General features: G+C 31.1%; 12 protein-coding genes. 1 reads left to right on the top strand and 11 read right to left on the bottom strand.

Annotated features, from left to right (window positions below; genetic code table 11):
* Nucleotides 1-10 precede the first annotated feature (10 nt).
* Both recQ and B3630_RS04835 read right to left on the bottom strand, forming a co-directional pair.
* Nucleotides 11-2,485, bottom strand: coding sequence for a DNA helicase RecQ (gene recQ / locus B3630_RS04840; RefSeq protein WP_414632995.1), 2,475 nt, complete (start codon nt 2,483-2,485; stop codon nt 11-13).
* Between the two features lie 26 nt (nt 2,486-2,511).
* Nucleotides 2,512-3,786 (bottom strand): amidohydrolase, encoded by a 1,275-nt coding sequence (locus B3630_RS04835; protein ID WP_346896011.1) that lies wholly within the window; start codon nt 3,784-3,786, stop codon nt 2,512-2,514.
* A 239-nt stretch (nt 3,787-4,025) separates the two neighbouring features.
* Between B3630_RS04835 and B3630_RS04830 the strand changes: the two genes are divergently transcribed.
* Nucleotides 4,026-5,771: an Rqc2 family fibronectin-binding protein gene (locus B3630_RS04830; RefSeq protein WP_346896009.1), complete on the top strand. Its 1,746-nt coding sequence runs from the start codon at nt 4,026-4,028 to the stop codon at nt 5,769-5,771.
* Nucleotides 5,772-5,809: 38 nt separating this feature from the next.
* Here B3630_RS04830 and B3630_RS04825 read toward each other — a convergent pair whose 3' ends face one another.
* From B3630_RS04825 to B3630_RS04785, 9 genes are all read right to left on the bottom strand, one after another.
* Entirely contained in the window at nt 5,810-6,925 is a 1,116-nt protein-coding gene (locus tag B3630_RS04825) for a class I SAM-dependent RNA methyltransferase (protein WP_346896007.1), read from the bottom strand.
* Nucleotides 6,926-6,937: 12 nt separating this feature from the next.
* Nucleotides 6,938-7,477, bottom strand: a complete 540-nt coding sequence (gene pyrR, locus B3630_RS04820) for a bifunctional pyr operon transcriptional regulator/uracil phosphoribosyltransferase PyrR (protein WP_035129314.1) — start codon at nt 7,475-7,477, stop codon at nt 6,938-6,940.
* Between the two features lie 12 nt (nt 7,478-7,489).
* The gene (locus tag B3630_RS04815; RefSeq protein WP_346896005.1) at nt 7,490-8,404 is read right to left on the bottom strand and encodes an RluA family pseudouridine synthase; all 915 of its coding nucleotides are present in this window, start codon (nt 8,402-8,404) and stop codon (nt 7,490-7,492) included.
* The gene (lspA, locus tag B3630_RS04810; protein ID WP_346896003.1) at nt 8,404-8,856 is read right to left on the bottom strand and encodes a signal peptidase II; all 453 of its coding nucleotides are present in this window, start codon (nt 8,854-8,856) and stop codon (nt 8,404-8,406) included. Before lspA ends, B3630_RS04815 begins: the two co-directional genes overlap by 1 nt.
* 17 nt (nt 8,857-8,873) lie before the next feature.
* Nucleotides 8,874-9,680: a 3-deoxy-7-phosphoheptulonate synthase gene (gene aroF, locus B3630_RS04805; RefSeq protein WP_346896001.1), complete on the bottom strand. Its 807-nt coding sequence runs from the start codon at nt 9,678-9,680 to the stop codon at nt 8,874-8,876.
* 11 nt (nt 9,681-9,691) lie between these two features.
* Nucleotides 9,692-10,384 (bottom strand): 5'-methylthioadenosine/adenosylhomocysteine nucleosidase, encoded by a 693-nt coding sequence (locus B3630_RS04800; protein WP_346895999.1) that lies wholly within the window; start codon nt 10,382-10,384, stop codon nt 9,692-9,694.
* Between the two features lie 381 nt (nt 10,385-10,765).
* On the bottom strand, nt 10,766-11,359 hold the full coding sequence (locus B3630_RS04795) for a DivIVA domain-containing protein (RefSeq protein ID WP_346895997.1): 594 nt from the start codon (nt 11,357-11,359) through the stop codon (nt 10,766-10,768).
* Between the two features lie 15 nt (nt 11,360-11,374).
* Nucleotides 11,375-12,151: an RNA-binding protein gene (locus B3630_RS04790; RefSeq protein WP_346895995.1), complete on the bottom strand. Its 777-nt coding sequence runs from the start codon at nt 12,149-12,151 to the stop codon at nt 11,375-11,377.
* 140 nt (nt 12,152-12,291) lie between these two features.
* Nucleotides 12,292-12,741, bottom strand: coding sequence for a cell division protein SepF (locus B3630_RS04785; protein WP_346895993.1), 450 nt, complete (start codon nt 12,739-12,741; stop codon nt 12,292-12,294).
* Nucleotides 12,742-12,751 lie beyond the last annotated feature (10 nt).

Here is a 12,751-nt window from a genome sequence, read left to right as displayed (position 1 = left end):
TATTCTCCTCTTAAAAGTAATTTTTAAGTATAACAGCTCTTATAGATTCATAATTAATTGTCTTAGGTAACTCTGCCTTTACCTTACTAACCCTATCATATCCAATCCTTTCACAAACTTCCATGATAATTTTTTCTTCATCTTGGTTAAAAAACTTATTTAAAGGAATAGTAAACTTAGGTCTTCCATACTCCTCTATATACTCTGTAACATATCCAAGTATAGTTGAAATTGATATCTCAATCTCTTCAGCAATATCCTCAATTGCAAAATCTTCATTTAACATATCTAAAGCTATTTCCTTATTCTTTCTTTCATCTCCATCTATAACTAATCTTTTTTTCTTTTTTTCTTCCCATATTGGAGTTATTCCTTCTTCTTCTAAATATGTATTTACTGCTTCTATTAAAGTCACTCCATATTTTTCTATCTTCTTAGGCCCCATACCTCCTATATCCTTTAGCTCTTCTAAGGTTTTAGGGTATCTTCCACTTATCTCTTTTAGAGTATTTTTTGCTATGATATTCTGTTCCATAGCACCTTCTATCCTACTTAATTCCCTTCGCACTAAAACTAACCTTTCAAATAGCTTTTTATCAGTCTTTACATAAAAATCCCCTGATTCCTCCTTAATACTGCTAACCTCTTCTGATTTAGTTACACTAACTTCTTCATAGCTTTTGTTAGAGTTATCTTTTTCCTTAACAGTTAGATTGTTAGCTTCAACATACTCTATAATAGCACCTTGAAATTCATTGCCATACTTACTATACTTAGTTTCTCCCACTCCAGATATCTCTAAAAACTCCTCCTTATTTGTAGGATGCTTAACGCTCATTTCCCTAAGGGTTCCATCACTAAAAATTATATATGGAGGAATTCCAGCAGCCTTTGCCATGTTATATCTAAGTTCTCTTAATATATCAAAGAGTTCATTTCTTACCTCTGCATTAACTTTCACCTTAAATTCTTTAAAGTGAACTACTTCCTGACCTCTAAGTACTTCCATAGACTTATTATTTAATGCAAGAACAGGATAAGTTCCTTCAACTTGATTTATATACCCATGAGAAATTAATGTATTTATAAAAGTTTTTAGATTTTCACCTGAATAATCCTTCATTATTCCATAGGTAGATAATTCCTGAAAATTAAACTGTGTAACCTTTTTATTTTTTGAACCTCTAAGTACATCTATAAGCATAGTTGCACCGTAGTTTCGTTTCATCCTATATATACAAGATAGTACCTTTTGAGCATCTACAGTTTTATCAACTATCTCTCCCTGATTTAAACAATTACTACAATTTTTGCAGTCATCTTCATAACTTTCTCCAAAGTAATTTAAAATATATTTTCTATAACAATCATTGCTATAAACAAAATCCACCATCTGCTGAAGTGCTTTATACTGATTGTTTTTTCTCTCTGGATTTTCTATGCTCATCTCTATTAAATACTTTTGAACATGGATATCTCCTGGAGAAAATAATAGTATACACTGACTCTTCTCACCATCTCTACCAGCTCTTCCAATCTCTTGGTAATAACCTTCTATATTTTTAGGCATATTATAGTGAACCACATATCTTATATTAGACTTATCTATTCCCATACCAAAGGCATTAGTTGCCACCATAATCTTAACCCTATCATAAATAAAATCTTCCTGATTCGCTTTTCTTTCCTCGTCAGATAAACCAGCATGATATCTAGCTATATTATATCCCTTGCTAGAAAGCTCTCTATAAATATTATCTACTTCCTTTCTAGTAGCTCCATATATAATACCAGAGTTTTCTTTATTGTCTTCCATAAATTTAAGAAAATATTTCTTCTTATTCTCAGATTTAACTATATTTATAGACAAGTTTTCTCTATCAAAGCCAGTAATAAATATTTTAGGACTTTGTAACTTTAAAAGTTTTACTATGTCCTGTCTTACTTCTTTAGAAGCTGTAGCAGTAAAGGCTGTAACTATAGGTCTCACCATAAGCCTTTCTATAAAACCAGCAATTCTTTTATAGCTAGCTCTAAAGTCATGACCCCATTGAGATACACAATGGGCCTCATCTATAGCTATCTGGCTAATAGGTATCCTAGAAATTACATTATAAAATTCTATATTATCTAACCTCTCAGGGGCTATATAAAGTATTTTATATTTTTCTTCCTTTATTCCATCTAATACGTCCTTAAAATCTTTACTACTTAAGGAGCTATTGATATAGCTACAAGGTATCCCCATGTCTTTAAGTGCATCTACTTGATCCTTCATAAGGGAAATTAAAGGTGAAATTACTATAGTTAATCCCTGTAGGATTAAAGCAGGCACTTGGTAACATATAGACTTACCACTACCTGTAGACATTATAGTAAGTGCATCCTCTCCCTTTAAAATAGATTCTATAACCGGCTCTTGACCTGTCCTAAAGCTTTTATATCCATAATATTTTTCTAAAATTTCTTTCATTGCTTTTTTCAAAACTACACATCCCTTAGCTTGTTTAATTAAATCATATCCTTTTGTAAAAAGGTTTTTATCATACATACATAAGCATCATGACCTATTATAAGTGATTCTTCATTAAAATCAAAATGAGGATTATGATGTGGTGCCACAATAGAAGATGGAATTATAAAATACATTCCCTTTCCCCCTTGCTTTTCCACCTCTTCTAACATATAAGTTATATCTTCAGAGGCTCCAAAGGAAAATTCTTTAATAATTTCTATAGGTAAACTTCTAAGATTTTTTATTACTATCTTAGAAAATTCATTATCGTGGCTATTATATGCCCTTGCAGAACCAACTACTCTTATATTATATTCCACATTGTAGGAAATTGCTGTACCCTTAACTACACGACAAACCATATCCATTATTCTATCATTAATTTCGTTAGTATCTCCTCTAGTTTCCAACTGTAAAACTGCTTTATCTGCTATGACATTTTTTCCAGTTCCTCCATGAAGAGTTCCCACATTAAGTCTTCCTACTCCTTTTCCAAATTGCACTTGACTATGAAGATTTAAAATACAACTCGCCCCTGCTAAAAGAGCATTTCTTCCCTCTTCTGGGCAAAGACCTGCATGGGCAGATTTACCTAAGAACTCTACCTCCACTTTATTAGTAGCAAGCAAATTTTTAACTTTAACAGCTATGGCATTATTTTTATCAATAAAACCAATGTGACCAGAAAATAAATAATCTACATCTTTTAAAAATCCAGCTTCTACTATAGACTTAGCCCCTCTAACCTCTTCCTCCGCCGGTTGAAATATGAGCTTTATTTTTCCTGTTAATTTTTCTTTCATCTCTACAATAGTATTTGCCAGCTGAAGGCCTATAGCTATATGAGCATCGTGACCACAGCAATGACATATTCCTGGATTTTTAGAAGAAAATCCTTCTTTAAAAGGTCTATGATTTCCCTTAGCTTCCTCAACCTTAAGCCCATCTATATCAAATCTAAAGGCCATGGTAGGACCCGGAACTCCTGTATCCATAGTTGCTACTACCCCAGTATATCCTTCTAGAATTTCATCTATATTAAAGGGCATGTTTTTAATTACTTCACTACACCCTAGCCTATGATTAGTAAGTATTTCCTCATCAGGCATACCCATTGGATTACTATGTATTTTTTTGCCATATTGTAGATTATATCCAAGTTTTTTTAAGTAATCCATTATTTTTATGGTGGTTTCAAATTCTAACCACCCTGCTTCTGCACATCTATGAAATTCCCTTCTTAAGTCAATAATACTTTCTTTTAATTCCATTTATATACACCTTTCCTTCGTAATTTTTTCTATCTATTCAATTGTTATGTAAATTCATTCTTATTACTTCTTAAGCATCTACAGTTCCTTTAACTTAAATACTCCTTAAATGACATATTACTTTTATTATATCATCTTCAATTAAGGAAATTATCCTTGTCCCAACTTATTTTGTATTTTATTTATAAAATAATAGTGATATACTGTAAAATATATGCTTAAATGAAAGGATGATTTATATGGCACTAGATGGATTATATTTACGCTCTCTAGCCACTGAAATAAAAAACACTCTAATAAGCAGTAGAATAGATAAAATAACCCAACCTGAAAAGGATGAAATAATACTGAGCTTTAAAATAAATAGGAAACCCGTTAGAATACTACTAAATGCTAACGCTTCTTATCCTAGAATAAACTTTATAGATTACTCTAAGGAAAGTCCACTTAAGGCACCTGTATTTTGTATGGTTTTAAGAAAATATCTAAATACTGCAGTATTAAAAGATGTTACTCAATTAAATAATGACAGAATTCTACTTTTAGATTTTGAAAGTAGTGATGAATTAGGCTTTAACAGTATATATACCCTGATAATTGAAATCATGGGTAGACACAGTAACATTACTTTGATAAGAAAAAGAGATGGACTCATTATGGATTCCATAAAACATATTACACCAGATATAAATAGCTATAGAGTACTCTATCCTGGTATTAAATATGTATATCCCCCTGAAAGTAATAAACTTGATATATTCAACACTACCTTTGAATCATTTCAAGAAAAAACTTTAAGTCTTTATGAGGATGAAGAACTAAATGAAAAATTCTTTACTAGAGCTTTAGATGGAGTAAGTAATCCTGTAGCTAAAGAGATTTCTTTTAGGCTAAATAAAAGAAATATTCCTTTAAGTAAAAATAACCTAAAGGAACTCTATGAATTCTTAATAGAGTTTTTCTCTAAACCCAAGGATAATAATTATGACCTCTATAGCTATTACATAAATGATGAACTAAAGGATTTCCACTGTATAAAGCTAGAGCATATTTTAGATGATGATGGACAATGTGAAGAATTTTCTTCTCCTAGTAGTCTTCTAGAACGCTTCTATCATGCAAAGGATAAAATAAATAGACTTCAAAGCAAAAGCCATGATATGCAAAAGTTAGTTATAAATAACATAGACAGAGTTGAAAAAAAATTAAATATTTTAAAGAAAACTTTAATTGAATGTGAAGAAAAGCAAAAATATAATCTATATGGAGAGCTTATAACTGCAAATATTTATAATATTAAAAAAGGTGATAAAGAGGTTGAAGTATTAAATTACTATAGTGAGGAAGAAGAATATATTAAAATTCCTTTAGATATAAATAAAACCCCTTCTGAAAATGCTCAAAAGTATTTTAAAAAATATAATAAATTAAAAGCTGCAGAAGAAAATGCATATATCCAAATACAATTAGCTGAAGAAGAAGATGAATATCTTCAATCAGTACTTAGTAATATTGAAAATGCTGATAACTATAAAGATTTAGAAGATATAAAAAGTGAGTTAGTGGAAACTGGCTATATTGCTTTCAAAAAATCTATGAAAAGTAAAAAGACTAAGGCTTCAAAACCACTCCACTTCATGTCTAGTGATGGCATTGATATATATGTAGGTAAAAACAATCTAGAAAATGATTATTTAACTCTAAAGTTTGCTCATAACAATGATATTTGGCTTCACATAAAAAATATCCCAGGTTCCCATGTAATCATTAAAAACCATGGAGATGTACCTGATTCCACTCTTCTTGAAGCTGCTACCTTAGCCGCCTTCTATAGCAAGGGTAAAAACTCTACAAAGGTACCTATAGACTACACAGAGATTAGAAATGTTAAAAAAATGGCTAAAGGAAAGCCTGGTATGGTAACCTACTCCACAAATAAAACCATCTATGTAGATCCTATTAAACTTGATTTAAAGCAAGTTTAAAACAAAGACTATCTCAAANNTTTGAGATAGTCTTTGTTTTATTTCTTCGGATTATATTGATAGTAATAACACTGAATTCTTCCATTATAAAGCTTCCTGTTTTTATCAGCTTTTTTTCCAAATACTTTTTGAAAGTCATCATAGGATGTTAGTACATAGCAAGACCAATCCTCTAGCCCTGAATACACATTAGAAAAAGTTTTGTACAGATACTTAACCTCATCTTCGTCTAAAAGTCTCTCTCCATAAGGTGGATTAGTTATTATCATACCACCTTTTTTTCTATTTTTTACATCCTTCATATCAAGTCTTTGGAAGTTAACATACTTCTCTACACCTGCTTTTTTAGCATTATCCATGGCAGTTCTAAGGACTCTTCCATCTATATCAGAGCCTTGAATAACGAAGTCCTTTTTATTAACACTTCTTTTTGCTCCTTCACGTACCTGCTCCCAAATTTCTTTGTCAAAGTTAGGCCAAGTTTCACTTACAAAGTGTCTATTAACTCCTGGTGCTATGTTTTTAGCTATCAGTGCAGCTTCTATAGGTATAGTCCCTGATCCACAAAATGGGTCTATCAAAAGCTCATCTCCATTGAATTTGGCTATCAAAACTAAGGCTGCTGCTAAGGTCTCCTTCAAAGGAGCCATTCCTGCATTTTCCCTATATCCCCTCTTATGAAGTCCTACTCCAGAGGTATCTACTGCAAGGGTTACCTTATCCTTTAGAATTCCAACTTCTATCTTATATACTGGTCCATCCTCACTAAACCAGTTAGTATCATATTTTTCTTTCATTTTTTCTACTACAGCTTTTTTTACTATACCTTGACAGTCAGGTACACTATGTAAGGTAGATTTAACAGATTTTCCTATAACATGCATCTTACCATCTATAGGTATTAATCTACCCCAATCAACTTTTTTAGTTCCTTGAAATAACTCTTCAAAGGAGGTAGCTTCAAATTCTGCCATCTCTAGAAAAACTCTCTCTGCAGTTCTTAAATGGATATTACAGATAGCAACATCCATTTCATCTCCTTCAAAGGTTATCTTTCCATTTTCTATTTTTAAGTCTTCATATCCTAAATTCTTTAGCTCCTTGCCTGTAATAGCCTCTATACCAAAGGTAGTAGTTACAATTATTTTATACATATATTTTTTCTCCTAATTATTCTCGTATAGACTTACAGAGTCCACTCCATCTTTTTCTACTAGTTCAACAGATATATCCTCTTTTCTTGAAGTTGGTATGTTTTTCCCCACATAATCAGCTCTTATTGGTAGCTCTCTATGGCCTCTATCTACAAGTACAGCTAGCTGAATCATTTCAGGTCTTCCTCTATCTATGATTGCATCTATTGCAGCTCTTACACTTCTTCCTGTAAATAAAACATCATCTACTAAAATTATTCTCTTACCAGTTATATCTACACCTAATTCTATACTATTATGTTCCTTTAAGTTTTCAGGTTTTTTTAGGTCGTCTCTATATTTAGTTATATCTACACTACCTACTTCTACCTCTTCACCTTCAAACATGTTAATTAGTTCAGCAATCCTATTAGCTAGTGGCACTCCTCTACTTTTAATTCCTAATATAACTAAGTTTTCTGTACCCTTGTTTTTTTCTATAATTTCATGAGAAATTCTCGTCAGAGTTCTCTTAATTGCTTTATCGTCCATAAGTACTGATTTTAGTTCCATAACAATACCTCCTTAAACTTCTTTTCTTAATTTATCTAATATATCCTGAAAATATTCTGGAAGTTGTGAATCAAATTCCATATACTCTCCTGTAGTAGGATGTATAAAACCTAATTTTTTCGCATGAAGTGCTTGACCTTGCAATTTAAACTTCTGTTTTTTATATCCATATACTTGATCTCCAATTAGTGGATGATGTAAATGAGCCATATGAACTCTAATTTGATGTGTTCTACCTGTTTCTAATCTACATTCCACCAAAGTATTACTTTTAAATCGCTCCAACACTTTATAATTAGTAATAGCTTCTTTTCCATACTTAACTACAGCCATCTTTATTCTATCTATAGGATGTCTTCCTATGTTGGTTCTAACAGTACCTTCTTCCTCCTTTACTATACCTTCTACTATGGCATAGTAAGTTCTCTTCATGGAGTGATCCTTTAGCTGCATAGCTAATGAATTATGCGATTTATCATTTTTAGCAACTACTAATACCCCTGAAGTATCTTTATCAATTCTGTGTACAATACCAGGTCTTATAACTCCGTTTATACCTGATAAGTCCTTACAATGATGAAGAAGGCCATTAACAAGTGTTCCAGTATAATTTCCTGGGGCAGGGTGGACTACCATGTCCTGTGGCTTATTTATTACTATAACATCACTGTCTTCATAAATTATATCTAAAGGAATATCTTCAGCATCTACTTGAAGCTCCACTGGCTCAGCTATTTCTACTTGAACCTGGTCCCCTATTCTTAATTTGTAATTACTTTTCTTTATGTGTCCATTGACTTTCACTTGTTGTTTTTCAATAATTCCCTGAACAAAAGATCTAGACATATCTACTTCATTTTCGCTTACAAATAAGTCAAGTCTCTTCCCCACATTTTTTTCTTCTATAGTGTAATTTTTAAAATCCATTAAATCTCATCCTTCAGTATACATATTAATAGAAAAAACGTCCCTATACAAACTAGCATATCAGCCACATTAAAGGTTGGAAAATAATATACATCCCTATAGTGAATCATAATAAAATCCACTACATAATTATAACTTATCCTATCTATAAGATTACCTATTGCTCCTGCAATTATCATAGCAATAGATACATATACTAATTTGAACTTAGGCTTATACTTTAATAAGTAGAATATCATGCCTATAACTACAATTATAGTAATAACAATAAATAACCACTGTTTATTTTGAAGCATTCCAAAGGCAGCTCCACGGTTTTCTAAATAATCAAGAGTAAAGAAATCCTTAATTACAGTTATCCCTTCTGAACCTTTTAAGGTGCCTATAGCCCACCATTTTGTTCCTCTATCTATTATTAGACCTAATACTAATATTATTATTCCTAAAGTCAAAACCACTCCCCCTTATCTTAATTAACTAAAATATTTTTAATGGTATTAGACTTGTTTATAATTTTTTTTAAATTTTCTACATTAATAGTTTGTCTTGCATCTGATACAGAATTATCAGGATTTACATGACTTTCTATAATTAGCCCATCTGCACCAGCTGCTACAGCTGCTAAACTCATAGCTTCAATTAACTCACGTCTTCCAGTTCCATGACTAGGGTCCACAATAACAGGAACTCTATAATTTTCCTTAATTACCGCTACAGAGTTTAAATCCAAGGTATTTCTAGTTGTAGTTTCAAAGGTTCTTACTCCTCTTTCACAAAGTACCACTTGATTATTACCTTCCTTTAAAATATACTCAGCAGCATAAATCCATTCAGCCACAGTGGCACTTATTCCTCTTTTTAGAAGTACAGGTACTTTAAGCTTTCCTAGTTCCTTTAAAAATGTATAGTTATACATATTTCTAGAACCCACCTGTATCATATCTACATATGGAAGAGAAATTTCTATATCTCTAGCATCCATTACCTCAGATACAACTGGTAAGCCAAATTCATTTCCCACTTCTTTAAGTATTTTTAGTCCCTCTATACCGAGACCTTGAAAATCATAGGGAGATGTTCTAGGCTTGAAGGCACCAGCTCTCATCATATGTGCTCCCTGTTCCTTCAATGCTCTTCCTATATTTATCATTTTATCATAGTTTTCCACTGCACAAGGCCCAGATATAAACACTAAGTCATCTCCACCAATGATTACATCCTTAACCTGTACTGTAATTTTTTCTCCACTATTTTTTTCTGCAAGTATTCTTTTCATATAATATCACCTTATAAAGTTTTTAACATAGAACGCAATATAGTATTTGAATTTTTAACTGATATTGCTTTGAATTTTTCATAATCCATATGTGCTCCATTATTAGCATTGTCAGAAATTGATCGTATTATAACAAAAGGTTTGTTATTAAGATAAGCAGCATGAGCTATACTTGCTCCTTCCATCTCGCAAGATAGAGCATTAAACTCACTTTTTAACCATCTTATCTTCTCTATATCAGCTATAAATTGATCTCCAGATACTATTCTACCAGTGAAAATATTTATATCTTTTATACCCTCGCAAGCACTTTGAGCTTTTTCTACTAATCCCTTATCACATTTAAAGTCAAAGACTTCCATATTAGGAACTTGACCTGGTCTATCTCCAAATTTAGTTGTGTCCATATCATGCTCCACTAAATCTGTAGCAATAACCACATCGCCTGGATAAATATCTTCTCCAATACCACCAGCTATACCAACATTTATAACTGCATCCACATTAAAGTCATCAACTAAAATTTGTGTACAAACTGCTGCATTTACCTTACCTATTCCACTTCTAACTATTACAACATCCTTATCATAAATAGTTCCATGATTAAATGTCATCATTGCTCTTGTAACTTTTTTCTTTATTTCCATATCAACTATTAGAGAACTTACTTCCTCTTCCATAGCTCCTATAATTCCTATTCTCATGCTAAAATCTCCTCTTTTCTTCCTAGGTACAAATAATTCTAGGTACTTTTCTTTAATACAAATTTAGATAACCAATTATGCTAATACATATCCAAGTATAATTTTTCACATTAATTGGGTATAACTACATCTATTATAATATACATGTTTCGGGATATGTCAATAGCTTTCAGCAGATAAAAAAATCTCACCCTAAAGTGAGATTAAAGAGCTGCTACGTCCCTGTATAACGATTCCCCCTAAAGGACAACGAATTTTAAGTATGAAATAAATTGATACTTAGAATTTTGTTAGTAACCTTCAGTTGGAGTAAATAACTCTGTTTATACATTAATCATATTTACCAAAAATTACACAATATATATAAATACAATTTCAGTATTACTTATCTACAAAAAAGCTTTTTATATCCTCTAATTCAGCTGTATTATATTCAAAGCTTTCTACATCTTTTTCTGAAGCAACTTCTAGTGATGGCTCATGTACCTTCTCTTCGATTACAGTTGAAATATTATAATTTTTATCAAAATCTTTTTCTAGAGCTTCAAACATTTCCATTTGTGTAACTATAAAGTTTCTAAACTTGCTCCTAAACTTAGCAAATTCCTGTTTTGTTCTATCGAATTCATCATTGATATTTAAAACATCAGTGTGGGCTTTATCTAAAATTCTTTTAGCACTTTCATTTGCATTTTTAATTATAAGTTCAGCTTCGGATTGAGAACTTTGCTTTGCCTGTTCTGCTGCATTTTGTGCTAATAACAAAGTACTTTGAATAGTAGTTTCCATCTTTGCATAATGATCTAATTTATCTTGAAAAACATCTAATTTTTCCTTTAAAATAGCATTTTCCTTATACACGGTTTCATAATCCTCAGAAATTTGTTCTAAAAATTCATCCACCTCATCCATGTTATATCCTCTCATGGCTTTTTTAAAATCTTTGTTCATAATGTCCATAGCTGTCATCTTCATATCCTTCACCCCGCATTAAATATATTTACCTATTAATAATTTAATTCGTCCCTTATTAGTTTCTCCTTCAATTGAATTAATTTTATACTTTCCAAATCCCCTTATGGTAATAGTATCCTTCATTTCTATTAATTTATCTTTTCTATTACATTTAAGATAATTTAATAATACAGAACCATTACCTATAATATCTATGCCTTTAGCCCTAGACATATTGCAAATACTAGATACCACATTATCTAATCTAAGGGATGTAACAATTATAGTCTTTTCTTCAAATTCAATCTTTGGGATATCTTCACTATTTATATCTATTCTATCAATAGTACATGGACAACTTCCAATAGTAGTTAAATTATCTTGAACATACTGAGAAACTGACCTTGTCATTGGAACAAAGCATACATCTCCTTTTACTACTAAGTCTCCAAATAAGCTTCTCTTAACTCCCAAAGCCATCATAGAGCCTAAATAATCTTTATGCTTAAGATCTTTAAACTTTGATTTATTTTTTATCTTAACAATATGAATATCATAGTCCAGAGTTTCATATGTATTAATAGAAAAACATAATATCTTTCTCTCACAATCCGCAAACACACCAGTACCATGAACAAAAACCCCAAGTTTACTTTGGTTGTTTTTTATATTCATATAGATATCCGGAGTTACAAACTCCTTTGTATATATAGGAATTTCTACGTTTTTACATAGCTCTATGTCCTCATATATACTTGAAATATAATTTTTATCGTAATCTTTAAATATATCTAAAAAGGTCTTTTTATCCATAGCTTTCCTCTAATTCATTATATATTATTAAATTAATTATAATTCCTCTTTATACTGTTCATATTTTATAAGCTATATTCCACCATTCAAATATATAAAAAACTAACCACGTAATACTTTACTAAGTTTGAATACTAGACTTATTTGAATGAACTAAAAATTCCTTTGTTTGTAAGCTCATTTTTTAATTCATTACTAACTTCAATATTAGATGGAGTTAATATAAATACGCCCTTTTCTACAGGTTGAAGTCCACCCTCTAATGCATAAATAGCTCCTATTAGGAAATCAAGTATTCTTTGACCTTCCTTAGGTTCTACTCCATTTAAATTAACAATAACAATTCTTCTAGACTTTAAATTGTCTACAATAATTTTCCCCTCATCATAATTTGAAGGCTTACTAATTACAACCTTTGAGGATGATGCAGTATGAATATTAACTATTTTATTTTGCTTCTTGCTTACGAAAGGTTCAATTTCAATCTCCTCTTCCCCTGCATCATAGCTTTCTTCCCTATTCTCTAATAATTCTTCATCATCTTCTTCATCAAATCCCATCATTCTACTTATTCCTTTGAAAAATTCCATAATAAAACCT

The sequence above is a fragment of the Clostridium sp. UBA7503 genome (assembly GCF_002477055.1).
GTDB classification, from domain to species: domain Bacteria; phylum Bacillota; class Clostridia; order Clostridiales; family Clostridiaceae; genus Clostridium_J; species Clostridium_J sulfidigenes.
This window is presented reverse-complemented; position numbering and strand designations above follow the sequence as displayed.

Bases quoted from the DNA above. Each gene is read 5' to 3' on its own strand.
- B3630_RS04835 (WP_346896011.1), bottom strand. From the start codon at position 3,786: ATGGAATTAAAAGAAAGTATTATTGACTTAAGAAGGGAATTTCATAGA.
- B3630_RS04830 (WP_346896009.1), top strand. From the start codon at position 4,026: ATGGCACTAGATGGATTATATTTACGCTCTCTAGCCACTGAAATAAAA.
- B3630_RS04825 (WP_346896007.1), bottom strand. From the start codon at position 6,925: ATGTATAAAATAATTGTAACTACTACCTTTGGTATAGAGGCTATTACA.
- pyrR (WP_035129314.1), bottom strand. From the start codon at position 7,477: ATGGAACTAAAATCAGTACTTATGGACGATAAAGCAATTAAGAGAACT.
- B3630_RS04815 (WP_346896005.1), bottom strand. From the start codon at position 8,404: ATGGATTTTAAAAATTACACTATAGAAGAAAAAAATGTGGGGAAGAGA.
- aroF (WP_346896001.1), bottom strand. From the start codon at position 9,680: ATGAAAAGAATACTTGCAGAAAAAAATAGTGGAGAAAAAATTACAGTA.
- B3630_RS04800 (WP_346895999.1), bottom strand. From the start codon at position 10,384: ATGAGAATAGGAATTATAGGAGCTATGGAAGAGGAAGTAAGTTCTCTA.
- B3630_RS04795 (WP_346895997.1), bottom strand. From the start codon at position 11,359: ATGAAGATGACAGCTATGGACATTATGAACAAAGATTTTAAAAAAGCC.
- B3630_RS04790 (WP_346895995.1), bottom strand. From the start codon at position 12,151: ATGGATAAAAAGACCTTTTTAGATATATTTAAAGATTACGATAAAAAT.
- B3630_RS04785 (WP_346895993.1), bottom strand. From the start codon at position 12,741: ATGGAATTTTTCAAAGGAATAAGTAGAATGATGGGATTTGATGAAGAA.